Here is a 25,809-nt window from a genome sequence, read left to right as displayed (position 1 = left end):
AGGCCCTGTTAAGGAGAACTGATTGTGACGGTACCCGCTCGGTCCACGCCACTATTCGCCGATATTGCTGACGTTTCGCGGCGGCTGGCCGAGACCGGCTACCTGCCCGACACCGCCACCTCGACCGCTGTCTTTCTCGCCGACCGGCTGGGCAAGCCGCTGCTGGTGGAAGGACCGGCCGGCGTCGGAAAAACCGAACTCGCCCGCGCCGTCGCCCAGGCCACCGGGTCGGGACTGGTTCGGTTGCAGTGCTACGAGGGTGTCGACGAGGCCCGCGCCCTCTACGAGTGGAACCACGCCAAGCAGATCCTGCGTATCCAGGCCGGCTCGGGCGACTGGGAGGCCACCAAAGATGACGTGTTCAGCGAGGAGTTCTTGCTGCAGCGGCCGTTGCTGACGGCGATCCGGCGCACCGACCCGACGGTGCTGCTGATAGACGAAACCGACAAGGCCGACATCGAGATTGAGGGCCTGCTACTGGAGGTGCTGTCCGACTTCGCGGTGACCGTTCCCGAGCTGGGCACGCTTACCGCCCAGCGGGCGCCGTTCGTGGTGCTGACCTCCAACGCGACCCGGGAGCTGTCCGAGGCGCTCAAGCGCCGTTGCCTGTTCCTGCACATCGACTTTCCGAGCCCCGAACTGGAACGCCGGATCCTGTTGTCGCGGGTCCCCGAACTGCCCGAGCACCTGGCCGAGGAACTGGTGCGCATCATCGGGGTGCTGCGCGGCATGCAGCTCAAGAAGGTTCCGTCGATCGCCGAGACCATCGACTGGGGCCGCACGGTGCTGGCGCTGGGCCTGGACACCATCGATGACGCCGTGGTCGCCGCCACCCTCGGGGTGGTGCTCAAACACCAATCCGACCAGCAGCGCGCGGCCGGCGAGTTGCGGCTCAACTGAAGGGCTCGACAGATGGCCACCCGACGTATCCGACCCATCCGGCCGCTGGCGCCGCACGGACTGCCTGGCCATTTGGTCGGATTCGTGGAAGCGCTTCGCGCCGTGGGGATTTCGGTGGGTCCGTCCGAAACAGTGGACGCCGGACGGGTGATGGCCACCCTGGGTCTGGGCGATCGTGAAGTGTTGCGGGAAGGCGTCGCATGCGCCGTGCTGCGCCGGCCCGAGCACCGCGACACCTACGACGCGATGTTCGACCTCTGGTTTCCCGCCGCACTGGGTGCGCGCGCGGCCGTCGCCGCGGAAGACGTCGACGAGGACGATTCCCTGCCACCCGACGACGTCGAGGCGATGCGGCAGATGCTGCTGGATCTGCTCACCGACAATCCCGACCTGGCCGACATCGACGAGCGGCTGGTGGCGATGATCGCGCGCATTGTCGAGGTCTACGGCAAGTACAGCTCCAGCCGCGGCCCGTCGTTCTCGTCGTATCAGGCGCTCAAAGCGATGGCGCTGGACGAACTGGAGGGCAAACTGCTGGCCGGGCTGCTGGCCCCGTACGGCAACGAGCCCACTCCCACCCAGGAACAGATCGCCAAAGCGCTTGCGGCGCAAAGGATCACGCAGTTGCGTAAGATGGTCGATGCCGAGACCAAACGCCGCACCGCCGAACAATTGGGCCGCGAACACGTCCAGATGTACGGCATCCCGCAGCTTTCCGAAAACGTCGAGTTCCTGCGAGCTTCCGGTGAGCAACTTCGCCAGATGCGCCGGGCGGTGGCCCCGCTGGTTCGAACGCTGGCCACTCGGCTGGCGGCGCGCCGGCGCCGGGCCCGCGCCGGATCGATCGACCTGCGAAAGACGCTGCGCAAATCGATGTCCACCGGCGGCGTGCCGATCGACGTGGTGCTGCGCAAACCGCGCCCGGCGCGCCCGGAACTGGTTGTCTTGTGCGACGTTTCCGGGTCCGTCGCCGGGTTCAGCCACTTCACGCTGTTGCTGGTCCATGCGCTGCGCCAACAGTTTTCCCGCGTTCGGGTGTTCGCTTTCATCGACACCACCGACGAAGTTACCCACATGTTCGGCCCGGAAGCCGATCTGGCCGTGGCGATTCAGCGGATCACCCGGGAAGCCGGTGTGTACAACCGCGACGGTCATTCCGACTATGGCAACGCGTTCGTGTCCTTCATGCAGGCTTTTCCGAGCGTGCTGTCGCCGCGCAGCTCACTGCTGGTACTCGGAGACGGCCGCACCAATTACCGCAATCCGGCAGTGGACGTGCTGGCTGACATGGTCTCCGCGAGCCGGCACGCGCACTGGCTCAACCCCGAGCCCAAACACCTGTGGGGCAGCGGCGACTCGGCAGTGCCGCGCTACCAGGACGTGATCACGATGCACGAATGCCGTTCGGCCAAACAGCTGGCCGAGGTGATCGACCGGCTGTTGCCGGTGTGACGGGATCTAGCGCGTTTTCCGGAAGACCAGCCAGCGCATACCGATCGGGCTCGTCTCCCGCGCGACGGGAAACACGTCGAGGCCGCTGACCCAATCGGCGTACCAACTTGTCGGCGGCCAGGCGCCCGAGGGCAAATGCGCCTTCTCGTAGTCGTGAACCGATTCGTCGCCGACGAGTTCGAGCGGAAGTCCGGCTGCGGCAGCCGCCATCTCGGGCCGGGTGAAGATGCTCGTGTACACCTGTTGTCCGAACTCCCGGGTGGCCTCGTCGAGAATGTAGTCCAAGTCGGTCAGGAATGCGTTGAACACCAAGCGGCCGCCGGGAAGCAGGCAGCGTGCCGCCAGTTCGAACAGGCCGCGCAACTGCTGTGTCGTCCGGAAATCAGATACCACTTCGGAGAGCACGATCAGCTGGTAGTCGCTCCGCAGCTCGTCCATGCTCGAAAAGACATCGCGCACGATGACCCGCACGTCGAGGGATTCCCGTTCGGCGTCGCAGCGGATGATGTCGGCGAACTTCGAGGTCATTTCCACCACGTCGACCGGATGCCCGCGCCGCGCCAGCGCAAGGGCGTTCCGGCCGGTTCCCGCCCCGATCTCGAGCACCCGAACGGTGCGGGGTTCGGCCGCTTCGTTGGCCAGTGCCCAGACCCGTGCGTCAGGCTCGGTCCCGAACAGCGGCGGCTCGCGGGTGCTGATCCAGCTCTCGTATTCCTGGGCCACGGTTCGCCAATGGGCGCGCACCTGGTAATGCAGCGTGGGGCCGATCGGAGCATTGAACGAGATAATGATGTTCGAGCGATGCGAGGCCGCGTACGCCTCGGCCAACTGGCCCTCGAGCACGCTTCTGACATGGGCAAGTTCGTCGTCGGAAAACTCCCGGCCGACACCGGCAAAAAGTTTGGCGCACATGGCCACGTATTCGTCGATCATGCCCGGAACTGCCGGCAACGTGATCTCGCCGGTGACCTGGGAGCGGGTGTAGAACCGCCGGGTCATGGACTCCTTCAGCAGCGCGGTGGGCTGATCGGGGCTGGGCGCCAAATTATCCACAGACACCTTTTACACGACCGGGCGCGCGGTTACACCGGCATTGAGGCAATGGTGTAGGCGGCTTAGGCCAGGCTGAGGCCCGACATCCTCCGAACTGGTGCCGGACGACGAATGGCTGCCGGATCGCGGCGCCCGGATCAGCAACTCGATGCCTAGCCCCGGGCCGCTTCTGTGGCCACGCCCCGAGTGTGCGTTGGCGGCCCCGAGTGTGCGTTGGCGGCGGTCGAATCGTGGACGCGCCCGCCCTACGTACACAGTCAAAGCCGTCACTGCACACTCGATACGTGGCATGGCCGCCGATTCGGTGACCACCTGAAGCATCTCCCGCACACCTGCCATGACGAGCGGTTTGAGCCAGTCCGCGATACCGGCCTGCCGAAAACAGAGCCGGGCATCCGAGCTGCGCAAGGGGAATTGCTGACCAGCGGCTTTCCGGGTCAGGTCAACCATGGATTTCCGTGTGCGGCGCGGAGACGTCCGGCGCCCGCCGATTCCGGCGTGCCAGGGCCAGCCGATGCTCTTCGGCGGCCGCACCGGCCAGCGCATGGTCGACGATGCCGGCCAGCTGAACCGCGTGACCGGATCCGCGAAACATCGAAGTAAGCTGGCACATCGTGCAAAAGCGCCGTCGCAGGCTGGGAGTGATGGGTGGGACATTCGACCCCATCCACCACGGCCACCTGGTGGCCGCCAGCGAGGTGGCCGACCGGTTCGACCTGGATGAAGTGGTGTTTGTGCCCAGCGGCCAGCCCTGGCAGAAGGGCGGCGACGTTTCCGCAGCCGAGGACCGCTATCTGATGACGGTGATCGCGACCGCGTCCAATCCCCGGTTTTCGGTGAGCCGGGTCGACATCGACCGCGGCGGCCCCACCTACACCAAGGACACGCTGCGCGACTTGCACGATCTCAACCCGGACGCACAGCTGTACTTCATCACCGGCGCCGACGCGCTGGCCTCCATCCTGTCGTGGCACCGCTGGGAGGAGCTGTTCGAGCTGGCGCGCTTCGTCGGCGTCAGCCGGCCGGGCTATGACCTGCGCCACGACCACGTCACCGGCGCCTTGGCCGGGTTGTCCGAGGATGCGTTGACCCTGGTCGAGATTCCGGCGCTGGCCATCTCTTCGACCGACTGCCGTCAGCGGGCCGCAGAATCACGGCCGCTGTGGTACCTGATGCCCGACGGCGTGGTGCAGTACGTGTCCAAGCGCCGGCTCTACCGCAGGTCCGGGGAGCCCGCGAACCCCCCGCCTTCCAGCCTGACCGCCGGGAACAGCGCATGACCGCCACCCAGGAATCCATCGACATGGCAACCGTGGCCGCCGGTGCGGCCGCAGCCAAGCTCGCCGACGACGTCGTGGTGATCGACGTCTCCGGGCAGCTGGTGATCACCGACCTTTTCGTCATCGCCTCGGCGTCCAACGAACGGCAGGTCAACGCGATCGTGGACGAAGTCGAGGAGAAGATGCGTCGGGCGGGTTACCGGCCGGCACGGCGCGAGGGCGCCCGGGAAGGCCGCTGGACGTTGCTGGACTACCGCGACATCGTCGTGCATGTCCAGCACCAGGATGACCGCGACTTCTATGCCCTGGACCGGTTGTGGAGCGATTGCCCGGTGGTGCCGGTGGACCTGGCGCCGACGTCGGAGGATCCGCGGTGAGGGTGCGGCGGCTGGTGATGCTGCGCCATGGACAAACCGATTTCAACCTCGGCAGCCGGATGCAGGGCCACCTGGACACCCACCTGACCGACCTGGGCCGAGCCCAGGCGGTCGCCGCTGCCGAAGCGCTGGGCAAGATGCAGCCGCTGCTCATCGTGTCATCGGATCTGCGGCGCGCCTACGACACTGCGATGACGCTGGGAGAGCGGACCGGCCTGCCGGTCCGGGTTGACCGCCGGTTGCGCGAAACTCACATCAGCGATTGGCAGGGCCTGACCCACGCCGAGATCGACGCCGAAGCGCCCGGTGCGCGGCTGGCCTGGCGGGAGGATGCGGCGTCGGCGCCGCATGGCGGGGAAACCAGGATTGACGTCGCCGCTCGAAGTCTGCCGGTGGTCACCGAACTGGTGTCCAGCGAACCGGGATGGGGGGACCCCCAACAGCCGGATCGACCGGTGGTGCTGGTCACGCACGGAGGCCTCATCGCCGCCCTGACCGCCGCCCTGCTGCAGCTGCCGGTGGCCCACTGGCCCGCCCTGGGCGGTATGGGCAATGCCAGTTGGACCCAAGTCAGCGGACATTCGACCGGGGCCGGCTCCGACATCCGCTGGCGCCTCGACGTGTGGAACGCCTCGGCTCAGGTTGCCGGCGATGCCCTCTGAGAGCCGGCCGGTGCTACTGGTCTTCGCCGACTCGCTGGCCTACTACGGGCCAACCGGCGGCCTGCCCGCCGACGATCCGCGTATCTGGCCCAATATTGTTGCGGCCCAACTAGGTTGGGACCTGGAATTGATCGGCCGCATCGGCTGGACCTGCCGGGACGTGTGGTGGGCGGCGACCCAGGACCCGCGGTCGTGGGCGGCGCTGCCCCGCGCTGGAGCGGTGGTGTTCGCCACCAGCGGAATGGATTCGCTGCCGTCGGTGTTGCCGACCGCGCTGCGGGAGCTCATCCGCTATGTTCGGCCACCGTGGCTACGGCGATGGGTCCGCGACGGCTATGCCTGGGTGCAGCCCCGCCTTTCGCCCGTCGCCAGATCCGCGCTGCCGCCGCAGCTAAGCGTCGAATACCTCGAGCAGACCCGTGGTGCAATCGATTTCAACCGGCCGGGCATCCCGATGGTGGCGTCACTGCCGTCGGTGCACATCGCCGAGACCTACGGCAGGGCACACCACGGCAGGGCGGCTACCGCGGCGGCGATCACCGAATGGGCGCAGGGCCACGATCTTCCGCTGGTGGACCTCAAAGCTGCGGTCGCGGAGCACATCATGAGCGGGCGGGGCAATCCGGACGGGATCCACTGGAACTTCGAAGCCCATCAGGCGGTCGCGGAACTGATGCTCAAAGCGCTGGCCGAAGCCGGTGTGCCGCACGAGAAGCCGCGTGGCTGAGCCATGTCTGTCGTGGTGGTGACGGATACGTCGGCGCGCTTGCCCGCCGACACGCGCAACCGCTGGGCGATCCGCGAGGTGCCGCTGCACATCCTGCTCGACGGCGCCGACCTGCGCGACGGTGTCGACGAGATGCCCGACGACATCTACCAGCGCCATGCCACCACCGCTGCGGCCACCCCGGCCGAGCTGGCTGCTGCGTACCGGCAGGCGCTGGCCGATAGCAACGGAAATGGGGTTGTGGCGGTACATATTTCGTCGGCGCTGTCGGGCACTCACCGGGCCGCCGAGATGACTGCGGCCGAGCTCGGACCGGCGGTACGTGTTGTCGACTCGAAGTCGGCGGCCATGGGCACCGGTTTCGCTGTGCTGGCTGCCGCGCGCGCCGCAGCCGACGGCCAGGATCTCGACACCGTCGCGCACGCAGCGGAGGAAGCGGCGCGCCGTACCTACGCCTTTATGGTCGTACCCCGACTGGACAACCTGCGCCGCAGCGGACGGATCGGCGGCGCCAAAGCGTGGCTGGGCACCGCGCTGTCCCTCAAGCCGGTACTGCGCATCGACGACACCGGAAGACTTGTTCTGGCCCAACGGGTTCGCACGGTCAAGCACGCCGTGGCGGCAATGGTCGAGCGGGTCTGCGAGATTGTGGGCGGGCGCCGCGCGGCTGTCGCCGTACACCACGTCGCCAATCCGGACGGCGCCCAGGAGGTGGCAACAGCACTGGCGCAGCGGCTGCCGGCGTGCGAACCGGCGACCGTAACGCCGTTGGGTCCGGTGCTGGCGCTGCACGTGGGTGCCGGAGCGCTGGCGGTGTGCCTGCACTGTATCGAGTAGGCGCCGAAGCGCTCAGCCCAGTCGATCGAAGACGGTCGTTCCCGTGGCGTCGTTGTTCCAGACGTAGATCGGTCCGACGGCGAAGGGATAGCTCCCGGTGTTGAACGTGCTGCCCGACACCACGATGGGGCCACTGGCGGCGGTGACCGTTTGTGAATACAGCTTGAGACCGTTGATCGTGTAGACCGTGATGGTTGTTCCCTGTGGAAGGTGACTACCCAGCGCAAGGCCCGGCACCAGCGATTGCGGGATGCTTCCGGTCACGCCGCCGGAATCGATGTAGGCGTGGACGGTCTGGGGTATTCCCCCGTTGATCTGTACCTGCACTGTGGTGCCCGGCGCCCCATCGAGTTGGACGACCGGCGGCAGCGAATTGGGGCCGAATTCCAGCAAACCGCGTGGCATGTTGATCAACACCCCTTGATTCATGTTGGCCGGCAACGCCGCATTCGTGGGGGCGGAGAAGGGGAACCCGTTGTTGGGACCCACCCCGAGGTAGGCGGGCAACAACGAAACGTCGACGGGGTTGCTGGGGGTACCCAGATATGCCCTGGTGGCAACGCCAACGGTGGTCGACGGGCTGACGATTCCGTTTCCGTAGTTCACGCTCGTCTGATACGCCTTGTAGTCGACGAAGAGGCGATTGGCGTCGCTGATGCCGTAGCTGACCGAGCCAGACCCGGTGGGCGTTCCGAGGCTTGGCAGGTTTACGTATTGCGGCGGGACCAAGAGTCCCGTGGAGCCGGAGTCGACGATGACGGGCAGGCTGGGCCCGCCGCCTACCGAGATGTTGAGCAGCGGGTTGCCGTATTGATCCACATAGATCAGGGTTTGGTTCGGCGACAGCAGGGTGCTGATGCCCGCGGTGCCGGTGTGCCCCCACAGCAAACCGGCACGGCCGCCAACGCCGCCGACGCCGCCGGGTCCGCTGGCCCCGCCCGTGCCGCCGTCACCGATCAGGAGCGCGGGTCCGCCGGCGCCTCCGGGCGCCCCACCGTAAACGCTGCTGCCGCCGGTGCCGCCGGTGCCGATCAGACCCGCTGCCCCGCCGGCACCCCCGGGCACTCCGGCTCGTGTGCTGATGCCGCCGGTTCCGCCGTTGCCGTACAGCCAGCCGCCGGGTTTGCCGGCCGTCCCCAGGCCCTGAGCGTTGGTGTACCCGTCGGCGCCGTTGCCGAACAGCGGGCGACCGGTCAGCTCTAGAGCCGGCTCATTGACCGCGTTCACCGCGTTTGTCGCAAGCTGGGTGATGTTGGCGACCTCGGCGGCGGCATAGGCATTCACGCCGGCCAGCACCGTGCGGGTGAATTGGTCGTATGATGCAGCGACCTGTCCGGCCAGCGCCTGATACTGGCGACCGTATTCGGCAAACAGCGTGGCCATCACTGCCGAGACCTCATCGGCGCCCGCGGCCAGCAGCGCCGTCGTCGGGGCGGCGGCGGCGGTGTTCGCGGAGCTGATTGCTGAGCCGATACGGGTCAGGTCCGTCGTCGCGACCGCCGCCAGCTCGGGCGCCAGGCTCACGAACGACATCTCGTACCTCCCGTCCGCCGCACCTGCGCTGTCGCCAGATGAGGATCTGCGGCGGTGATGAAGCGGTGATGAAATTATTCTGATATCGCCCGCAGGGGCTTGTACACGGTTGCATCAAGTACGTTCGGCGTGGCTGCGCGGAGGAACCAAGCCACCCGTTGCGGCTATCGGTCCCGCATCAACCGTGCAGGGCTTGAAAATCAAAGTGCTCGAATGATTTTCGAGGACGTTATGCTCGCCGGGCGTTGTCGCCGCGGGGGTGCACCACCTGGGGCCACCAGAACCAGCGGCCCAGCAGCGTGGCGATCGACGGCATCAGCAGGGTGCGCACGATCAACGTGTCGAGCAGCAGCCCGATGCAGACGGTCGACCCGAACTGGCCGAGCACCCGCAATTCGCTGCCCAGCATGGCAGCCATGGTGAAGGCGAACACCAGACCAGCGGCCGTCACCACCCCGCCGGTGCCGGCCATGGAGCGGATGGTTCCGGTCTTGAGCCCGGCATGGATCTCCTCGCGGAAACGCGAGACCAACAGCAGGTTGTAGTCGGACCCGACGGCCAGCAGGATGATGACCGACAGCGCCGCCACGATCCAGTGAATCTTGAAACCGAACAGATCTTGCCAAATCAGCACCGACAACCCGAAGGACGCGGCGATCGAACTGGCGGCTGTGCCGACGATAACCAGCGCGGCGACCACGCTTCGGGTCAGCAACAGCATGATCATGAAGATCAGCGTCAGCGCCGACACTACCGCGATCATCAGATCGTATTTTTCGCCGTCGGCCATGTCTTTGAACGTCGCGGCGGTTCCCCCGAGATACACCTTGGCGTCCGAGAGCGACGACTGCTTGAGACCCTCCTGGGCCGCGGTGCGCTCGGCGTCGACGCGCGAGATTCCCTCCGGGGTCATCGGATCGCCCTGGTGGGTGATGAAGAAGCGCGCGGACTTGCCGTCCGGCGACAAGAACATCCGAAGCCCGGTCTGGAAGTCGGGGTTGTCGAAGGCTTCCGGCGGCAGGTAGAAGAAGTCGTCGTTCTTCGAGGCGTCGAAACTCTGCCCCATGACGATGGCGGTATTGCTCAGCTCGTCCATCTGATCGAGCATTGCCGAGAAGGTGGCCTGCATGGTCAGCGTCAGGGCCTTGGTGGTCTTCATCGTGTCGATCATCGGTGGGATCAGCACCAGCATCTCGTGGGTGGCGGTGGCGGTGCGCTGGATGTCTGAGGTCAGTTCGTCGAATTGCCCGGCCAGCTGATCGAAGCCGTCCAATGAGTCGAACAGCGACCGTATCGACCAGCAGATGGGAATGTCGTAACAGTGCTTCTCCCAGTAGAAGTAGCTTCGTATCGGACGCCAGAAGTCGTCGAAATCGGCGATGTGGTCCCGTAATCGGTTGGTGATGTCCGCTGTTTCCGCTGTGGTCCGTGCGCTGTCGTCGGCGGCGTTGGAAAGTTCTTGGGTTACCTGGTACATGCGCTGCATCGTGTCGATCATGAACTGCATTTCGTCGGCCATCTTGGTGATGTCGGCCATGCGATCTTTGAGGAACGCCATGTTCTGCATGGTCGTCTGGCTTTGCATGCTGTTCTGGAATGGTATGGAGCTGTGCTGAATTGGGATGCCCAGCGGTCGGGTGATGTCCTGGATCATGGCGATTCCGACGACCCGGATCACGTTCTTGGCCACCTTGTCCAAGACCAGCATGTCGGCGGTATTGCGCATGTCATGGTCGGCTTCGATCATCAGCATGTCCGGGTTCATCCGCGCCTGCGAGAAATGCCGGTCCGCCGCTGCCTGCCCCAGATTGGAGGATGCTGCGGTCGGCAGGTAGTAGCGGTCGTTGTAGCTGGTCTTGAACGTCGGCAGCGCGACCATGCCCACCAGCACGATCGCGCCGCTGACCGCCAGAATCGGTGCGGGCCAACGCACCACGGCCGTACCGACGCGCCGCCACAGCCTGCCTTTCCCGGCTGCCCGCCGGGACTCGAACAGGTGGAACCGGCTGCCGACGAAGACCACCGCGGGACCCAGCGTCACCCCGGCCAACACCACCACGAGCATGCCGATGGCCACGGGCGCGCCCATGGTGTTGAACCAGGGCAGCCGCGCGAAGCTCAGGCAGTAGGTCGCCCCGGCGATGGTCAGTCCCGAGCCCAACACTACCGGGGCCACCCCGCGAAAGGTGGTGTAGTAGGCGGCTTCTCGGTCCTCGCCGGCCCGTAGCGCCTCCTGATAGCGGCCGACCAGAAAGATCCCGTAGTCGGTGCCGGCGGCGATCGCCAGCATGGTGAGGATGTTGGCGGCAAACGTCGTGAGCCCGAAAACGTTGTGGTACCCCAGAACCGCGACCACCCCGCGCGCGGAAGCCAGCGCGATGCCGGTCATGAACAACTGGACGAGCGTGGTGATGATGGAGCGGTAGACCAGCAGCAGCATGATGGCGATGGCGCCGAGGGTGAACAGCGTGATCTTGGCCAGGCTGGCGTTACCGATGATGTGCATGTCGTCGCTGAGCGCAGCGGGACCGGTGACGTAGGCCCGCACTCCGGGCGGCGGCTGGTTGCGGTCGATCACCTTTCGGACGGCCTCGACGGATTCGTTGGCCAGCGTGGTGCCCTGGTTGCCGGCGAGGTTCAGCATGACGTAGGCGCCCTTGGCGTCGGCGCTCTGCGCGCCGGCCGCGGTGAGCCGGTCTCCCCAGAAGTCCTGGATGTGCTGGACGTGCGTGCGGTCCTGGCGCAGCTGGCGAATCAAGTTGTCGTAGTAGTGGTGCGCGTCGTCGCCCAGCGGCTGCTGACCTTCCAAGACGATCATGACCGTGCTGTTGGAATCGAACTCCCGGAAGTTGTGCCCCAACAGCATCATCGCCTTCATCGACGGCGCGTCCAATGGCGTCATCGGCGCGGAATGTTCCTCGCTGACGACTTCCAGTCGCGGCACGGCGACGTTGACGATGACGGTCAGCACCACCCAGGCCAGGATGATCGGCACCGCGAAGATACGGATGGTGTGGGGGATGACGGGCCGGTGCGGGTGGCTGCTGGGGCGGGTCTGGGGGTCTTGGGTGCTGATCGGGCTGGTGGCCGCATCTTCCACGTGTGTCATGCGGATTTCACCAGGCAGAAGGTCTGGGGGTGGACGCCATCGGACTTCTTCTCTTGCCGGACCACGCCGTCCACCGTGATGCGGCAGCCGATGCGGCTGCCGTCGCCTTGCGCCATGATGTTGGCGCTCACCGCGGGCAATGTCGTGGAGATCGTCACCGACCACGGCAGCGGTGCGGCGTTGACCTGGTGGGTGTTGGCGTCGGCATCCCAGTAGTTGATGTTCGCGGTGCCGCCGGGCGGGCCGAAGACCTCATAGGTGACGACCTTGGGGTTGAACTGCACGATCTCGATCCCGCCGCCGGCGTTCGCGTTGAGGTCCTGGGAACCGAAGATCCGGTGCAGCCGCATCACCACCAAACCGGAGACCGCAAGCACGATCACCAGGACCAGCGGTATCCACAGGTGCCTGGTCACGCGGGTCATGGGAATCGTTCTCACTTGACCGCCTTCCGCTCACCGCCAAAGGTCGTCGCGGCCCACCCGGTAAGCCAGGCCCGGTGCAGACAGAACCTTTGCTTGGCTAAGCACCTTACTCTTAGTGCACGTGACCGTTCCTCGGGGGTGCCGGTCGGCTGCCGGACCCGGCGCTAGCGCGTCACGCGGCCGGTGACGGGCGGCAGATCGGCAAGGGTCACAATCCCCGGTTTCGCGGCCACCACCGCGGGCACCGCGTTGGTGACCGGCATCGCCGTGTAGATCATGCCCAGGCCCATGAAACCCGGTTCCGTCCAATCCTTCGGCGGCAGGCAGTGCAGCACGGTGCGCATGTTGGGCAGCCCGAAGACCTGGATGACGTGGCCGTGCTCCAGCGGTTTGGGCGGCACCACGTGGTTGCCCATGGTCCAGTTGAACCCCACGCTGACGACGTTGCGGTCGCCCTGCCAGCCGCGGTGGTAACCATAGACGCTGCCGACGGTGCCGGCGGGGATCTTCATGAACCCCAGATCGGTATCCGCGGTGGCCGCCGTGAACGTCACGTCGAAGGTCATCCGGTCCAGCTTCGCCCCGATCGCATCGGCCATCATGGCCGCCGATTCAGCGAAGACCTCGCTTTCGGACCGCACGCTCTCGGCCAGGCCGGGGGTCTCGGGATCCTGCGAAAAACCCATGGCGGTCTGCGTTTCCGCCGACTCGTAGGTCGAACAGTCCACCGATTCGGTGATGCGGATTTCGTCCACCCGCTCACAGGCCGCGCTGAGCACCATGCCGACCATGTTGGTCATACCGGGATGCGCGCCGCTGCCGAAGATCGTCGAGCCGCCTCGTTCACAGGCAGCGATGATGCGCTCGTGGTCCTGCGGTGTCTGCTTGCCGCCGGTGATCCAGGCCGCGCTGGTGCACACGTTGACACCGGATTCCAGCAAGCGCACCAGTTCATCGATGTTGGGCCACAACGGGTTATAGCAACATGCGTCGGCGCCCAGCGCCAGCAGGGCGTCGATGTCGTTGGTCGCGTGCACGCCCGTCGGCTGCGGCCACCCGGCCAGGTCCGCGGCGTCGACACCGACCTTTTCCGGGCCGTGCGCGTACACGCCTACCAATTCCAGGTCAGGCCGGTCGATGATGGCGTGCAGCGATCGCCGCCCGATGTTTCCGGTGGTCCACTGGATCACGCGCAGCGGGCGGTCTGTGCTCATCGAAGGCTCCTTTGCCGGATGCGATGAGACCCATTATTGCTGCGATATTCAGATGCGCGGGGCACGGGTATGTGCCAGAGTCGGTTTCGTGACCGTCGCCGCGCCAAAGGCTTTACCGGCAGCCCTGACCCTTCGTAGCCCAACGGAGGACGACTGGGCGTCAATGTATTTCCTGGCGGCCGCCAGCTTTCCGGACTTCATGGGTCCGCGTCCGGCCAACACCTGGCGCAGTCTGGTACCTGCCGACGGTGCAGTGGTCAGTTGCGACGGTGACGACGTGGTGGGCATGGCGCTGTATCTCGACCTGCGGTTGACGGTGCCCGGCGGCGCGGTGCTTCCAGCGGCCGGCCTCAGTTTCGTCGCGGTTGCTCCCACCCACCGACGACGTGGACTACTGCGCCTGATGTGCGCCGAATTGCATCGTCGGATCAGCGATTCCGAGTATCCGATGGCGGCGTTGTATGCCAGTGAGGGCGGCATCTACGGCCGGTTCGGCTATGGGCCTGCCACCGTGCTGCAGGAGCTGACCGTCGACCGGCGTTTCGCCCGTTTGCACCTCGACGCACCCGATGGCGGAAGGGTCCGGTTGATTAACCCCGCCGAGCATCGTGACGAATTCGCTGCGATCTACGAGCGCTGGCGGCAACAGGTGCCCGGCGGGTTGGCCCGTCCTGACGTGCTTTGGGAAGGCGCGCTGAGCGAATGCACGAATTCACCACGCGGTAACACACGATTGTTCGCCTTCCTGCACACCGACGGCTATGCGTTGTATCGGGTGGACGCCACGGATCAGAAGCTGGCGCGTGTCGAGGAGCTGCGGGCCGTCACTGCCGACGCGCATATCTCCTTATGGCGTGCGCTGCTCGGGCTTGACTCGATGGAGCGAGTCAGAGTTATCACCCATCCGGACGACCCGCTACCGTTCCTGCTCACCGACACGCGACTGGCCAGCCCGACGTTTCGCCACGACGGTCTGTGGCTGCGGATCATGAATATCCCGGCCGCGCTCGAGGCGCGTGGCTATTGTGCCGACCTCGCCACGGTGATCGGTGTATCCGATGGGGGTCGATATCAGCTGCAGATTCGGGGCGGACGTGCCGTCTGTAGCCCGACCGATGCGTCGGCGGACGTCGTGCTGGGTCGCGACGTGCTGGGCAGTCTGTACCTCGGGGTGCACCGGGCGTCCACGTTGGCCGCGGCGAACCGGTTGCGCACCAAGGACTCTGGCTTGGTGGATCGGCTTGATGCAGCGTTTGCCAGTGACGTCCCGGCCCAGACGGCGTTCGAGTTCTGAAGGACTTGCCACAGTTACTTACTACAGTCTGGCAAGCTCGTAGTCGGCCGATCTTTCCGGTGGTTCACTTTGATTACCCGCAGCGGACGGTCTGCGCTTTCGAAGGCACAACTGCCGCTGCGACGAAACCCATTATTGCCGCGATCGCTCCCCGGCAGTCGCCGCTTCAGTTGCGCGGCTGGGCAGCGATCCTGAAATTGCTATGGCCCTATGATGGCCAGACCCCAGTCCAGGTGGCCGTGCCATACGGTGGCGATGCGACCGCCTTGGACCGCGGGTTTGGGGTCCGAGATCGGACCACCGGCGGCCCGGGTTGCGCCCACGGTGGCATCCAGGTCGGGAGAACGCAATGCCAGCCCGATCAGCGCCGGCTCCGCACCGCTGGCCACCACCTCGATGAATGCCTCGCCAACACGATAGAAAGCCATTTCCGGACCCTCTGGCCCACGCGGATGAAAGCGCCGGCGCGGCGGGGTGCCCAATGTCGTTGTGAGAGCGGTTGTTCCGGTGTCCAAGTCGGGTACCGTATACACAACGTGGTCGACGCGCGTCACCCCGCACGGGTGCACCGCACCGGCCGGTGCCGGGCGAACCGTGGTCGGAATGCCGAGAATTGCTGCGTCGCCGTGGGTTTCGTCGAAACCCCAGGAACGCTCGTCGGTGAGTGCACAGCACACCCGACCGATCCGGATCTCACCGTCGTCGACGGTGAATCCGAGTGCGCTCCATGCCTGTTCATCTCCGGGCACGCCGAGCCAGGTCAGCGCGGTCATGTCGCCGATACGACGGTTCGGCCACCCGTGTTGGCGGCCGGTTCAAAGCCGGACAAGGTCGTAGTCGGCGAGGTGGTCGATGAGGACGTGCAGATGGTCCTGGCTGGAACCCAGTGTGTGCTCGATCGCGGTGAGCCGGGCCGCGTAGTGCCCCACCGGATATTCCGCGGTCATGCCGATGCCGCCGTGCAGCTGGATCGATTCCTGCGCGGTGTGCCGTGCGGACCGGCCCACCTGCAGCTTGGCCCGGGACGCGATCAGCGGGTCGAGGTTGCCGTCGGCGATCGACATCGCGGCGTAGAGATCCATGCTGCGGGCCATTTCCAGCGACACGTACATGTCGGCGGCACGCTGGGTCAGCGCCTGGAACTTGTTGAGCGTGACGCCGAATTGCTTGCGGGTCTTGAGGTAGTCGGTGGTCAGGCGCAGGGCTTCGGACATCGCGCCGACCGCTTCGGAGCACAATGCCGACTGGAAACGAATGATGGTGTCGCGGATCGCCGGTGACGCGTCTTGGGCGGCCTCACCCAGAGGTTCACCGGGGGTCTGGTCCAGGTCGACCTGGGCGCCGCGGTGGGCGTCGAACGTCGGATACGGATGACGGGTGACAGTCTGGGTGTCGACCAGGAACAAGCCGACACCGCCGTCGGGTAGCGCGGCGCTGACCACCAGCGTGTTGGCGCAGTCACCGGCCAGTACCGGATTCTTGCGCCCGCTGAGAAGCCACGAATCTCCTTGCCGCACCGCGCGAGTCGAGATGCCGGCTGATGGCCTCCGGTGGCCTGGCTCGAGGTGTGCGAATGCGAGCAACCGCTGCCCGGCGGCGACGTCGTCGAGTAGCTGGAGCTGTGCGTCGTTGCCCAGCCCGGCGATGAGCGCGCCGGGCGCCAGCGCGGCATGCATCACGGGTTCGGGCGCCAGGCGCCGCCCGACTTCGGTCATCACGACCATGATCTCGATCTGCCCGGACTCGGCCGGGTCGAATCCGAGGCTCAAAATCCCGGTGTCGGCCAGTTGACTCCACACCTCCCGGCTCCAGCCGAGCTCGGTGCCGATGACTTTGTTGCGGCTCTCCGCGTCGTAACTGCGCGACAGCAAGTCGCGGGTGGTGTCGCGTAGCAGCGTCTGCTCGTGGCTCAGCTGAAAGTCCATGACTGCCTCACAATCCCAGGATGGTGGACGCGATGATGTTGCGCTGCACTTCGTTACTGCCGCCGTAGATGGACGTCTTGCGGTAGTTGAGGTAGCGGGGCGCGCTGGTTTGTGCCCAAGTCGGCGAAGCGATCTCGTCGCCGTGGGAGCCGTCTGCCGGCAGCGCATCGGGACCGGCCACCTCGACCAGTAACTCGGTGGCGATCTGTTGCAGTTGGCTGCCGCGGAGCTTGAGCACCGACGACGCCGGGTTGGGCTTACCGTCTGCGGAGTCCGACACCACCCGGGCCTGGGTGAGTTCCAGTGCCAACAGCTCATTTTCGGCTTCGGCCAGTCGCGCCGCGAACAGCGGATCATGCAGCAAGCCCGTCTGCGTGGCATGCTTTTTCACCTCGGCCAGCCGCACCTTGGTGCGGCCCACCCCGGCGATTCCGGTGCGCTCATTGCCCAACAGGAACTTCGCGTAGGTCCAGCCTTGATTCTCTTGTCCGACAAGCTGATCGGCGGGTACCCGGACGTCGGAGAAAAACACCTCGTTGACCTCGTGACCGCCGTCGATCGTCTTGATCGGCCGCAGCGTGATGCCGGGCGTCGCCATGTCGATGAGCAGAAACGAGATGCCGGCCTGGCGTTTGGGTGCTTGCGGGTCGGTGCGCACCAGGCAGAAAATCCAGTCCGCATACTGGCCCAGCGTCGTCCATGTCTTCTGTCCGTTGACCACGTAACTGTCGCCGTCGCGGACCGCGGTGGTGCGCAGCGAGGCCAGGTCGGAACCCGCCTCCGGCTCGGAGAAGCCCTGGCACCACCAGATGTCGATGCTGGCCGTCGGCGGCAGGAACCGCTGCTTGATCTCCTGGGAGCCGAATTCGGCGATCACTGGCCCCACCATCTTGGTGTTGAAGTTCAGCGGCTCCGGAACACACGCCAGTTGCATCTCGTCGGCCCAAATCTGGTGCTGGGTGGGCGTCCAGTCCTTACCGCCCCATTCGACCGGCCAATTCGGTACCGCCAGCCCATGATCGTTGAGGATCTTCTGGCAAGAGACGATGTCGTCCTTGCTCATCGAGTCGCCGCGGCGCACCCGGTCGCGAATGTCTTGGGGGATCTGTGTTGTGTAGAAGGTGCGAAGCTCGTCGCGGAAGGCGGCTTCGTCGGTCGTCAGCGCCAGCTTCATCGGTCCTCCTGTGTCGGGAGACCACCGGTGTGGGGCATCTTGCGCAGCTGGAACCCATCCACATGGCCTCCGGCAGTCCTGCCCTGCACGTTAGGCGCCCGGTGGCGTGCAACGTCCACCGGGGCGTGCAACATCGGTCAGCCAAGCCGCGACGCCGAGGCCGCCGGTTGCGGCCCCTTGCCAATGGTCGCGGGGCGCACGTCCTGGTTGGCGGCGTTGATCGCGGCAACGTCACCGATGCACAGCCCGGGTTTCATCCACAGACGGGGACCGCGACGCTGTGGTGGGGGATCGTGGTGGTGGCCGGGGCGCCTACGGTCGGCGCCATGCGAACTGAACTGCCAGCCGAGCGCCTGCACCGCCGGCTTCGGACTGACCCGGATGGCCGGCCAGCCGCCAACCCCGCCGCCGAAGCCGAGGGCTGCGACGAAGGCCCGGACGACGACCCGAACTCGCTGTTGCCGCGCTGGCTTCCGGAGACGCCAGGTAGCCGTGGATGGCTGGCCAAGGTGCGCGCCGATCCGGGACGCGCCGGTGCCGTCGCGTTGGCACTTGTCGCCGCCCTGGCGGTACTGGTTACCGTGTTCACCTTGGTTCGAGACCGGCCTGCGCCGGTAATGTCGGCCAAACTACCTGCGGTCGAACGAGTTTCAGGGTCGCCGGGCAGTGGTCCGAGACCGTCGGCGACCGCGGGACAGCCGCCTGCCCTGGACCGGCCGGTGGTGGTCAGCGTCGTCGGCCTGGTGCACGCCCCGGGCCTAGTCACCCTGGCGCCGGGGGCGCGGATCGCCGACGCGCTGCAGGCCGCCGGCGGAGCGGCCGATGGTGCGGACACCATCGGCCTGAACATGGCTCGCCCGCTGGTCGACGGGGAGCAGATCGTGGTCGGGCTGGCGCCGGTTGCGGGGCAACCGATCACGCTGCGCAGCTCGATCGGCGCCGCCACCCCGGCGCCGGGGACGGCCACCTCGGGCGGCCCGCATCCAGGTCCCCAGCCGAGCTCCAAACCCTCCGAGGTGATCGACCTGAACACCGCGACCGTGGAGCAGCTGGACACCCTGCCCGGTATCGGTCCGGTCACCGCGGCAGCGATCGTCGCGTGGCGGCAAGCCAACGGCAAGTTCACCAGCGTCGACCAGCTCGCCGACGTCGACGGCATCGGCCCGGCGCGGCTGGACAAACTGCGGTCGCTGGTCCGTGTCTGACGCCGGTGTATCCGCTTACCGGACCGACGGACCCCGCGGCGGGCGGCGCCGCGCGACTGGATGTGCGCCTGGTCCCGGCCGCGTTGACCAGTTGGATGGTGACCGCCGCGGGGATCGGTTGGCCGGTCGGCTGGGCGTGCGGAACCTGCTGTCTGCTACTGGCTGCCGGCTCGGCTGCGCTGTGGTGGCATGCCGCGCGCCGGCCGAGCTGCCCGCCACGATTGCGCGCCATCAGCGCGGCCCTCGCGGCGATCGGTGTGGTGGGCGCGGGGTACGGGTTCGCCGTCGCGATACGAGCCGATTCGGTCGCGCACCACCCCATCAGCGCCGCGTTCGGAACATCGGTTCCGGTGACGGTCACGCCCAGCGACAGCGTCCTGCCGCTGGGGAGCGGCCGAGTGATGTTCCGGGGGACCATCCAGCGGCTGCAGGACGACGAAATATCCGGCAGGGTAGTTGTTTTCGCGCGCACCTCGGAATTCGGAGAACTGATGTCAGGCCAGCCGATACGGTTCACCGCCCTCATCACCCGCCCGAAGCGCCGGGACCTGACGGTCGCGGTGCTCAACGCGGTGGGCCGGCCCGGAACCGTGTCCGCGGGTCGTGCCGGTGCGGTGCACCGCGCCGCGCATACCGTGCGCGGACGGTTTGCCGCAGCGGTTAGGGAGGTGTTGCCCGGCGATCAGGCTGCGATGCTGCCCGCGCTGGTGCTTGGTGACACGTCGGCAGTCAGCTCCGGGACCAACCGCGAGTTTCGCGCGGCGGGGCTGACGCATCTGACGGCGGTGTCGGGTGCCAACGTCACCATCGTCTGTGCGGCGGTGCTGTTTACGGCACGACTGATCGGATTGCGCACCGCCGTCGGGCTGGCCGGGGGCGCATTGGCGGCGTTTGTGGTCGTGGTGCAGCCGACGGCTAGCGTGTTGCGTGCGGCCCTGATGGGCGCGATAGGGCTAGCGGGGATGCTGACTTCCCGTCGTCGGCAAGCGATTCCGGCGCTGTCGGCCACGGTTTTGGTGCTGATGGCCACGGCCCCGCAGCTGGCCATCGACATGGGTTTCACGCTTTCGGTGGTGGCAACGGCCGCGCTGGTCGTCGTCGCTCCGCGATGGTCAGCTCGGCTGGCCGGCCGCGGCTTGCCCAAACCGCTGGCGGATGCGCTCGCCGTCGCCGCTGCCGCGCAGCTGGCGACCGCCCCGCTGGTTGCCGCGATCTCCGGCCGATTCAGTCTGGTTGCGGTGGTCGCCAACCTCGCAGTGGCATCGATGATCGCACCCATCGCCGTGCTGGGTAGCGCGGCAGCCGCCCTGGCCGTTCTGTGGCCGACCGGGGCGCAGCTGCTGATCCGCTTCACCGGGCCGGAGGTGTGGTGGGTGTTACGGGTGGCGCATTGGGCGGCCGGTGTGCCGGCAGCGACGGTCCCGGTACCCGACGGCCTGGCCGGGGCGGTGGTCGTCGGCGGGGCCACCGTGTGCGTGGTTGCGCTGTGGCGATTCCGGTGGTTTCGCATGGCGGCGAGGTCGGCGCTCGTGGCCGCCCTGGGATGCCTGCTGGCGTGGTCACTGGCGGGATTGGTCGGCCCGTCGTGACACCATCGTGGAGTGACAGAACTTTCGCCGTTGCACTTGGTCCTGGGCGACGAAGAATTGCTGGTCGAAAGGGCGGTTGCGGAGATACTGCGGTCGGCGCGGCAACGGGCCGGCGCCGGCCCGGGCGTCGGCCCGGGCGCCGATGATGTACCGATCAACCGCCTACGGGCCGGCGATGTCAGCACCTATGAGCTCGCCGAGCTCCTCAGCCCGTCGTTGTTCGCCGACGAGCGGATCGTCGTGCTGGAGGCCGCCGCCGAGGCCGGCAAGGATGCCGTCGCGATGATCACGTCGACCGCTGCCGACCTGCCGCAGGGCACTGTGCTGGTGGTGGTGCACTCCGGCGGCGGGCGGGCCAAAGCCCTGGCCGGTCAGCTGCAGTCGCTGGGTGCACAGGTGCATCCGTGCGCGCGAATCACCAAACTCAGCGAACGTGTCGAATTCGTCCGCGGCGAATTTCGCTGCCTGCGCATCAAGGTCGACGACGAGACCGTGACGGCCTTGCTCGACGCGGTCGGCTCCGATCTGCGCGAACTCGCCGCGGCCTGCTCGCAGCTGGTCGCCGACACCGGCGGTCACGTCGACGTGACGGCGGTGCGCCGCTATCACAGCGGCAAGGCAGAAGTGAAGGGATTCGACATCGCCGACAAAGCCGTAACTGGCGATGTCGCGGGAGCTGCCGAAGCGCTGCGCTGGGCCATGATGCGTGGCGAGCCGCTGGTGGTGCTGGCCGATGCGCTGGCCGAAGCCGTGCACACGATCGGTCGAGTGGGTCCGTTGTCCGGCGACCCGTACCGTCTGGCGGCGCAACTGGGCATGCCGCCGTGGCGGGTGCAGAAAGCGCAAAAACAGGCCCGGCGTTGGTCACGCGACAAGGTGGCAACGGCGATGCGGCTGGTCGCCGAACTCAACGCCAACGTCAAGGGCGCCGTCGCCGACGCCGACTACGCGCTGGAATCTGCGGTCAGGAAAGTGGCCGAGTTGGTCGCCGACCGGAACTGACGACTCAGCCGAGCTTGTTGAGAGCCCGCGCCAGGGCCGACTTCTTGTTGGCCGCCTGGTTCTTGTGGATCACACCTTTGCTGGCCGCTTTGTCCAGCTTGCGGTTGGTCGACGCCAAGAGCTGCGCGGCCTTGTCTTTGTCGCCGGCGTGCGCTGCTTCGCGGAACGCCCGCACAGCGGTACGCAGCGACGACTTCACGGACTTGTTGCGCAGTCTGGCGCGTTCGTTTGTCCGGTTGCGCTTTTGCTGCGACTTGATGTTGGCCACGCGTTGATTCCTTATGTTGATTCGGGGATCACTCGGGCGCCCCTGTCGCCCGACAACGACTGCTCAGGTTAGCAGTCGGTTACGTTTTCGCCCAAAAGACCAGTCCCTGGCCTGCTGAAACGCCCAAGTGAGGCACCATGACACGGGTGAGTCTCTCTGACGCGATTGAAGCGAGCAGCCGGCGATCAGCCGCCAGTTCGGAGCGCATCTTCGACGGCTACCGCAAGTCAGCTGGCTCGGACAACTCGCCTATCCCGGATGCCCCGGACAACTCGGGTAGCTCGGATGTCTCGGATGGTTATGCGATGGCCTTCGACGAGATGTTCGACGCGCAGGGCAACGTTCGTGGCCCCTACAAAGGCATCTACGCCGAGCTGGCGCCCACCGACGCGTCGGAGCTCAAAGCGCGAGCCGATGCGCTGGGCCGGGCGTTCATCGACCAGGGCATCACCTTTTCGCTGTCGGGTCAGGAGCGGCCCTTCCCGCTCGACCTGGTGCCCCGGGTGATCTCGGCGGCCGAGTGGGCGCGGCTGGAGCGCGGCATCATCCAGCGGGTCAAGGCCCTCGAGATGTATCTCGACGACATCTATGGTGACCAGGAAATCCTGCGCGACGGCGCGATCCCACGTCGCCTGGTGACCTCCTGTGAGCACTTCCACCGTGAGGCGGTGGGGATCGTTCCGCCCAACGGGGTGCGCATCCATGTGGCCGGCATCGACGTGATCCGCGACGACCGCGGCGACTTCCGGGTGCTGGAGGACAACCTGCGCTCGCCGTCGGGAGTGTCCTACGTCCTGGAGAACCGGCGCACCATGGCGCGGGTCTTTCCGAACCTGTTCGCCACGCACCGGGTCCGCGCCGTCGACGACTATCCCGCGCACCTGCTGCGCGCGCTGCGCAACTCGGCGGCCACCAACGAGGCCGATCCGACGGTGGTGGTCCTGACGCCCGGGGTCTACAACTCGGCCTACTTCGAGCATTCGCTGCTGGCTCGCCAGATGGGTGTGGAGTTGGTCGAAGGTCGCGACCTGTTCTGCCGCGACAACCAGGTGTACATGCGTACCACCGAGGGGGAGCGCCAGGTCGACGTCATCTACCGGCGCATCGACGACGCGTACCTGGACCCGCTGCAGTTCCGCGCCGACTCGGTGCTCGGGGTGGCGGGTCTGGTCAACGCCGCACGCGCCGGCAATGTCGTCATCTCCAGTTCGATCGGCAACGGTGTCGCCGACGACAAGCTGGTCTACACCTACGTGCCCACCATGATCGAGTACTACCTGCACGAGAAGCCGCTGCTGGCCAATGTGGAGACGTATCGGTGCTGGCTCGATGACGAACGCGAGCAAGTTCTGGACCGAATCGACGAGTTGGTGCTCAAGCCGGTCGAGGGCTCCGGCGGCTACGGCATCGTCTTCGGCCCGCAGGCCACCGCGAAAGAGCTGGCCACCGTCGGCAAGAAGATTCGCGACAATCCCCGCAGCTGGATCGCCCAGCCGATGATGGAGCTGTCCACGGTGCCCACCCGGGTGGCGGGATCACTGGCGCCACGTTATGTCGACCTGCGGCCGTTCGCGGTCAACGACGGCAACGACGTCTGGGTGCTGCCGGGCGGGCTGACCCGCGTCGCGCTGGTGGAGGGCTCACGGGTGGTCAACTCCAGCCAGGGCGGCGGGTCCAAGGACACCTGGGTGCTGGCGCCCCGGGCTGCCGCGGTCGATCGTGAGCTGGGCGGCGCCCAGGTGGTGCGGTCACTGCCCCCGGCGGTGCCCGGGCCACCGCAGACCGAGCCGTCCCGCAACGAACTGTCCCAGCAGCAGAAAGCGACCGACTGATGCTCGCCCGCAATGCTGAAGCGCTGTACTGGATCGGTCGCTACGTCGAGCGCGCCGACGACACGGCGCGCATCCTGGACGTCGCGGTGCACCAACTGCTCGAAGACTCCAGCGTCGACCCCGATCAGGCGTCCCGGCTGCTGCTGCGGGTGCTCGGCATCGAGCCCCCCGACCACGAACTCGACCTGTGGTCACTGACGGACTTGGTGGCTTTCAGCACCAACGCCCAGGGCGGCTCCTCGATCGTCGCCGCGATCTCGGCGGCGCGTGAGAACGCGAAGTCGGCGCGCGAAGTCACCTCCATCGAGATCTGGGAGTGCCTCAACACCACCTACAATGCGCTGCCGGAGCGCGAGCGAGCTGCCAAACGCCTTGGGCCGCATGAATTCCTGTCGTTCATCGAAGGCCGCGCGGCTATGTTCGCCGGGCTTGCCGACTCGACGCTTTCCCGCGACGACGGATACCGGTTTTTGTTGCTGGGCCGCGCCATTGAGCGGGTCGACATGACCGTGCGCCTGCTGTTGTCGCGGGTGGGAGACAGCGCGTCGTCCCCGGCATGGGTGACCCTGCTGCGCTCGGCCGGCGCGCACGACACCTATCTGCGCACCTACCGCGGGGTGCTGGACGCGGCGCGGGTGGTCGAGTTCATGATGCTCGACCGGTTGTTTCCGCGCTCGGTGTACTACTCGCTGCGGCTGGCCGAACACAACCTCGACGAATTGCTGCACAATCCGCAGAGCCGGATCGGGGCCACCACCGAAGCGCAACGGCTGCTCGGCCAGGCCCGCAGTGAACTTGAGTTCGTGCAGCCCGGTGTCCTGCTCGAATCCCTGGACAACAGGTTGGCCGGCTTGCAACGAACATGCCGGGATGTCGGAGAAGCGTTGGCGTTACAGTACTTTCACGTATCTCCGTGGGTGGCCTGGACCGACGCGGGCCGGCGTGGCCAACTACTCGGCAGGCAAGGGGAATCCTGATGTGGCGAATGCGGGTGGTACACACCACCGGGTATGCATACCAGTCGCCGGTCACGGCGTCCTACAACGAGGCCCGGCTGACGCCGCGCTCCAACACCCGCCAAAACGTCATCCTCAACCGGGTCGAAACCGTCCCGGCCACCCGTTCCTACCGCTATATCGACTATTGGGGCACCGCGGTGACGGCGTTCGACCTGCACGCGCCGCACACGCAGCTGACGGTCACCTCGTCGTCGGTTGTCGAGACCGAGCGCCCCGAGCCGCCGACGGCCAAAACCAGTTGGGAGGAGCTGCACTCGGTACCGGTGATCGACCGGTTCGACGAGGTGCTGCGCCCCACCTGGTACACCCCGACCAGCAAACGCATCGCCGCCGTGGGCCGGCGGATCACCAAGTATCACGATCCCGCCGAATCCGTTGCTGCCGCATCTCGTTGGGCGCGAAGTGAATTGGAGTACCTCCCGGGTACCACCGGCGTCTATTCGACGGGACTGGACGCACTGGAACAGGGCCGCGGCGTCTGCCAGGACTTCGTCCACCTGACGCTGACCCTGTTGCGCAGCATGGGAATTCCCGGACGCTACGTATCTGGCTACCTGCATCCCGATCGTGACGCCGTGGCCGGTAAAGCCGTAGCCGGGCGCAGCCACGCCTGGGTTCAGGCCTGGACGGGCGCGTGGTGGAATTACGATCCCACCCACGACACCGAAATCACCGAGCAGTACATCAGCGTCGGCGTCGGACGCGACTACAGCGACGTGTCGCCGCTGAAGGGCATCTACTCGGGGCTGGGCGCAACCGACCTCGACGTCGACGTCGAGATCACCCGGTTGGCTTAACCGTCCGGACCCGGGTTTCCCGCCCAGCCGATGATCCCGGCGGTGCCGCCGCTCCCACCCTTGCCGGGCGGTCCGGCGCCGAAACCGCGGCCGCCGGCGCCGCCGTTGCCGCCGTTGCCGATGAAGAAGGCGTCC

General features: G+C 66.6%; 24 protein-coding genes. 14 read left to right on the top strand and 10 right to left on the bottom strand.

The window, feature by feature from the left end; translation table 11 throughout:
* Nucleotides 1-24 precede the first annotated feature (24 nt).
* Both EET13_RS19040 and EET13_RS19035 read left to right on the top strand, forming a co-directional pair.
* Nucleotides 25-900 (top strand): AAA family ATPase, encoded by an 876-nt coding sequence (locus tag EET13_RS19040; protein WP_122443744.1) that lies wholly within the window; start codon nucleotides 25-27, stop codon nucleotides 898-900.
* Nucleotides 901-912: 12 nt separating this feature from the next.
* Entirely contained in the window at nucleotides 913-2,352 is a 1,440-nt protein-coding gene (locus EET13_RS19035) for a vWA domain-containing protein (RefSeq protein WP_122443743.1), read from the top strand.
* 6 nt (nucleotides 2,353-2,358) lie between these two features.
* Here the strand turns inward: EET13_RS19035 and EET13_RS19030 are convergent, their stop codons facing one another.
* Together EET13_RS19030 and EET13_RS30505 are read right to left on the bottom strand one after the other, a co-directional pair.
* A complete protein-coding gene (locus tag EET13_RS19030; RefSeq protein ID WP_122443758.1) occupies nucleotides 2,359-3,351 on the bottom strand; it encodes a class I SAM-dependent methyltransferase in 993 nt (330 codons plus the stop codon).
* 496 nt (nucleotides 3,352-3,847) lie between these two features.
* Nucleotides 3,848-4,000, bottom strand: coding sequence for a hypothetical protein (locus EET13_RS30505; protein WP_168990833.1), 153 nt, complete (start codon nucleotides 3,998-4,000; stop codon nucleotides 3,848-3,850).
* Nucleotides 4,001-4,019: 19 nt separating this feature from the next.
* Between EET13_RS30505 and nadD the strand changes: the two genes are divergently transcribed.
* The 5 genes from nadD to EET13_RS19005 are packed head-to-tail and all read left to right on the top strand — an operon-like array spanning nucleotide 4,020 to nucleotide 7,288.
* Nucleotides 4,020-4,685 (top strand): nicotinate-nucleotide adenylyltransferase, encoded by a 666-nt coding sequence (nadD, locus tag EET13_RS19025; RefSeq protein ID WP_122443742.1) that lies wholly within the window; start codon nucleotides 4,020-4,022, stop codon nucleotides 4,683-4,685.
* Nucleotides 4,682-5,062, top strand: coding sequence for a ribosome silencing factor (gene rsfS, locus EET13_RS19020; RefSeq protein ID WP_122443741.1), 381 nt, complete (start codon nucleotides 4,682-4,684; stop codon nucleotides 5,060-5,062). The genes nadD and rsfS overlap by 4 nt, the downstream gene beginning before the upstream one ends.
* On the top strand, nucleotides 5,059-5,724 hold the full coding sequence (gpgP, locus tag EET13_RS19015; protein WP_122443740.1) for a glucosyl-3-phosphoglycerate phosphatase: 666 nt from the start codon (nucleotides 5,059-5,061) through the stop codon (nucleotides 5,722-5,724). The genes rsfS and gpgP overlap by 4 nt, the downstream gene beginning before the upstream one ends.
* Nucleotides 5,714-6,451 (top strand): diglucosylglycerate octanoyltransferase, encoded by a 738-nt coding sequence (gene octT / locus EET13_RS19010; protein ID WP_122443739.1) that lies wholly within the window; start codon nucleotides 5,714-5,716, stop codon nucleotides 6,449-6,451. The genes gpgP and octT overlap by 11 nt, the downstream gene beginning before the upstream one ends.
* Before the next feature lie 3 nt (nucleotides 6,452-6,454).
* Entirely contained in the window at nucleotides 6,455-7,288 is an 834-nt protein-coding gene (locus EET13_RS19005) for a DegV family protein (protein WP_122443738.1), read from the top strand.
* Between the two features lie 12 nt (nucleotides 7,289-7,300).
* Here EET13_RS19005 and EET13_RS32355 read toward each other — a convergent pair whose 3' ends face one another.
* The 4 genes from EET13_RS32355 to EET13_RS18985 all read right to left on the bottom strand — a co-directional run bounded on the left by EET13_RS32355 (nucleotide 7,301) and on the right by EET13_RS18985 (nucleotide 13,569).
* Nucleotides 7,301-8,821, bottom strand: coding sequence for a PecA family PE domain-processing aspartic protease (locus tag EET13_RS32355; protein WP_122443737.1), 1,521 nt, complete (start codon nucleotides 8,819-8,821; stop codon nucleotides 7,301-7,303).
* A 229-nt stretch (nucleotides 8,822-9,050) separates the two neighbouring features.
* Entirely contained in the window at nucleotides 9,051-11,930 is a 2,880-nt protein-coding gene (locus EET13_RS18995; RefSeq protein WP_122443736.1) for an MMPL/RND family transporter, read from the bottom strand.
* Nucleotides 11,927-12,355: an MmpS family transport accessory protein gene (locus EET13_RS18990; protein ID WP_122443735.1), complete on the bottom strand. Its 429-nt coding sequence runs from the start codon at nucleotides 12,353-12,355 to the stop codon at nucleotides 11,927-11,929. Before EET13_RS18990 ends, EET13_RS18995 begins: the two co-directional genes overlap by 4 nt.
* 164 nt (nucleotides 12,356-12,519) lie before the next feature.
* Nucleotides 12,520-13,569 (bottom strand): NAD(P)H-dependent amine dehydrogenase family protein, encoded by a 1,050-nt coding sequence (locus EET13_RS18985; protein WP_103803079.1) that lies wholly within the window; start codon nucleotides 13,567-13,569, stop codon nucleotides 12,520-12,522.
* A 124-nt stretch (nucleotides 13,570-13,693) separates the two neighbouring features.
* Between EET13_RS18985 and EET13_RS18980 the strand changes: the two genes are divergently transcribed.
* On the top strand, nucleotides 13,694-14,863 hold the full coding sequence (locus EET13_RS18980) for a GNAT family N-acetyltransferase (protein ID WP_280177730.1): 1,170 nt from the start codon (nucleotides 13,694-13,696) through the stop codon (nucleotides 14,861-14,863).
* Nucleotides 14,864-15,063: 200 nt separating this feature from the next.
* Here the strand turns inward: EET13_RS18980 and EET13_RS18975 are convergent, their stop codons facing one another.
* The 3 genes from EET13_RS18975 to EET13_RS18965 are packed head-to-tail and all read right to left on the bottom strand — an operon-like array spanning nucleotide 15,064 to nucleotide 17,962.
* Nucleotides 15,064-15,636, bottom strand: a complete 573-nt coding sequence (locus EET13_RS18975; protein ID WP_122443733.1) for a VOC family protein — start codon at nucleotides 15,634-15,636, stop codon at nucleotides 15,064-15,066.
* Between the two features lie 42 nt (nucleotides 15,637-15,678).
* Nucleotides 15,679-16,788 carry an acyl-CoA dehydrogenase family protein gene (locus tag EET13_RS18970; RefSeq protein WP_122443732.1) on the bottom strand — a complete coding sequence of 370 codons (1,110 nt, stop codon included), beginning with the start codon at nucleotides 16,786-16,788 and terminating at the stop codon, nucleotides 15,679-15,681.
* A 7-nt stretch (nucleotides 16,789-16,795) separates the two neighbouring features.
* The gene (locus tag EET13_RS18965) at nucleotides 16,796-17,962 is read right to left on the bottom strand and encodes an acyl-CoA dehydrogenase family protein (RefSeq protein ID WP_122443731.1); all 1,167 of its coding nucleotides are present in this window, start codon (nucleotides 17,960-17,962) and stop codon (nucleotides 16,796-16,798) included.
* Between the two features lie 326 nt (nucleotides 17,963-18,288).
* Here EET13_RS18965 and EET13_RS18960 point away from each other — a divergent pair, with 326 nt between their 5' ends.
* From EET13_RS18960 to holA, 3 genes are all read left to right on the top strand, one after another.
* Nucleotides 18,289-19,167 (top strand): ComEA family DNA-binding protein, encoded by an 879-nt coding sequence (locus EET13_RS18960; protein WP_122443757.1) that lies wholly within the window; start codon nucleotides 18,289-18,291, stop codon nucleotides 19,165-19,167.
* Nucleotides 19,168-19,262: 95 nt separating this feature from the next.
* Nucleotides 19,263-20,756 (top strand): ComEC/Rec2 family competence protein, encoded by a 1,494-nt coding sequence (locus EET13_RS18955; RefSeq protein ID WP_122443755.1) that lies wholly within the window; start codon nucleotides 19,263-19,265, stop codon nucleotides 20,754-20,756.
* Between the two features lie 30 nt (nucleotides 20,757-20,786).
* Entirely contained in the window at nucleotides 20,787-21,758 is a 972-nt protein-coding gene (holA, locus tag EET13_RS18950) for a DNA polymerase III subunit delta (RefSeq protein WP_122443756.1), read from the top strand.
* A gap of 4 nt (nucleotides 21,759-21,762) precedes the next feature.
* Here holA and rpsT read toward each other — a convergent pair whose 3' ends face one another.
* Nucleotides 21,763-22,026, bottom strand: a complete 264-nt coding sequence (gene rpsT, locus EET13_RS18945) for a 30S ribosomal protein S20 (RefSeq protein ID WP_122443730.1) — start codon at nucleotides 22,024-22,026, stop codon at nucleotides 21,763-21,765.
* Nucleotides 22,027-22,277: 251 nt separating this feature from the next.
* Here rpsT and EET13_RS18940 point away from each other — a divergent pair, with 251 nt between their 5' ends.
* The 3 genes from EET13_RS18940 to EET13_RS18930 are packed head-to-tail and all read left to right on the top strand — an operon-like array spanning nucleotide 22,278 to nucleotide 25,674.
* Nucleotides 22,278-23,858 carry a circularly permuted type 2 ATP-grasp protein gene (locus EET13_RS18940; protein ID WP_425293702.1) on the top strand — a complete coding sequence of 527 codons (1,581 nt, stop codon included), beginning with the start codon at nucleotides 22,278-22,280 and terminating at the stop codon, nucleotides 23,856-23,858.
* Nucleotides 23,858-24,835, top strand: a complete 978-nt coding sequence (locus EET13_RS18935; protein ID WP_122443729.1) for an alpha-E domain-containing protein — start codon at nucleotides 23,858-23,860, stop codon at nucleotides 24,833-24,835. The genes EET13_RS18940 and EET13_RS18935 overlap by 1 nt, the downstream gene beginning before the upstream one ends.
* On the top strand, nucleotides 24,835-25,674 hold the full coding sequence (locus tag EET13_RS18930) for a transglutaminase family protein (protein ID WP_122443728.1): 840 nt from the start codon (nucleotides 24,835-24,837) through the stop codon (nucleotides 25,672-25,674). Before EET13_RS18935 ends, EET13_RS18930 begins: the two co-directional genes overlap by 1 nt.
* The last annotated feature ends 135 nt before the right edge of the window (nucleotides 25,675-25,809 follow it).

The sequence above is a fragment of the Mycobacterium attenuatum genome (genome assembly GCF_900566085.1).
GTDB lineage: Bacteria > Actinomycetota > Actinomycetes > Mycobacteriales > Mycobacteriaceae > Mycobacterium > Mycobacterium attenuatum.
The sequence above is the reverse complement of the archived record's forward strand: the minus strand, read 5'-3'. Positions and strand labels throughout refer to the sequence as shown.

Coding starts and splice junctions, on each gene's coding strand:
- EET13_RS30505 (WP_168990833.1), bottom strand. CDS start 4,000: ATGTTTCGCGGATCCGGTCACGCGGTTCAGCTGGCCGGCATCGTCGAC.
- octT (WP_122443739.1), top strand. CDS start 5,714: ATGCCCTCTGAGAGCCGGCCGGTGCTACTGGTCTTCGCCGACTCGCTG.
- EET13_RS18990 (WP_122443735.1), bottom strand. CDS start 12,355: ATGACCCGCGTGACCAGGCACCTGTGGATACCGCTGGTCCTGGTGATC.
- EET13_RS32355 (WP_122443737.1), bottom strand. CDS start 8,821: ATGTCGTTCGTGAGCCTGGCGCCCGAGCTGGCGGCGGTCGCGACGACG.
- EET13_RS18975 (WP_122443733.1), bottom strand. CDS start 15,636: ATGACCGCGCTGACCTGGCTCGGCGTGCCCGGAGATGAACAGGCATGG.
- EET13_RS18955 (WP_122443755.1), top strand. CDS start 19,263: ATGGTGACCGCCGCGGGGATCGGTTGGCCGGTCGGCTGGGCGTGCGGA.
- EET13_RS18965 (WP_122443731.1), bottom strand. CDS start 17,962: ATGAAGCTGGCGCTGACGACCGACGAAGCCGCCTTCCGCGACGAGCTT.
- EET13_RS18960 (WP_122443757.1), top strand. CDS start 18,289: ATGCGAACTGAACTGCCAGCCGAGCGCCTGCACCGCCGGCTTCGGACT.
- EET13_RS18995 (WP_122443736.1), bottom strand. CDS start 11,930: ATGACACACGTGGAAGATGCGGCCACCAGCCCGATCAGCACCCAAGAC.
- EET13_RS19005 (WP_122443738.1), top strand. CDS start 6,455: ATGTCTGTCGTGGTGGTGACGGATACGTCGGCGCGCTTGCCCGCCGAC.
- EET13_RS18935 (WP_122443729.1), top strand. CDS start 23,858: ATGCTCGCCCGCAATGCTGAAGCGCTGTACTGGATCGGTCGCTACGTC.
- rsfS (WP_122443741.1), top strand. CDS start 4,682: ATGACCGCCACCCAGGAATCCATCGACATGGCAACCGTGGCCGCCGGT.
- EET13_RS18930 (WP_122443728.1), top strand. CDS start 24,835: ATGTGGCGAATGCGGGTGGTACACACCACCGGGTATGCATACCAGTCG.
- EET13_RS18985 (WP_103803079.1), bottom strand. CDS start 13,569: ATGAGCACAGACCGCCCGCTGCGCGTGATCCAGTGGACCACCGGAAAC.
- EET13_RS19035 (WP_122443743.1), top strand. CDS start 913: ATGGCCACCCGACGTATCCGACCCATCCGGCCGCTGGCGCCGCACGGA.
- EET13_RS19030 (WP_122443758.1), bottom strand. CDS start 3,351: ATGACCCGGCGGTTCTACACCCGCTCCCAGGTCACCGGCGAGATCACG.
- EET13_RS18970 (WP_122443732.1), bottom strand. CDS start 16,788: ATGGACTTTCAGCTGAGCCACGAGCAGACGCTGCTACGCGACACCACC.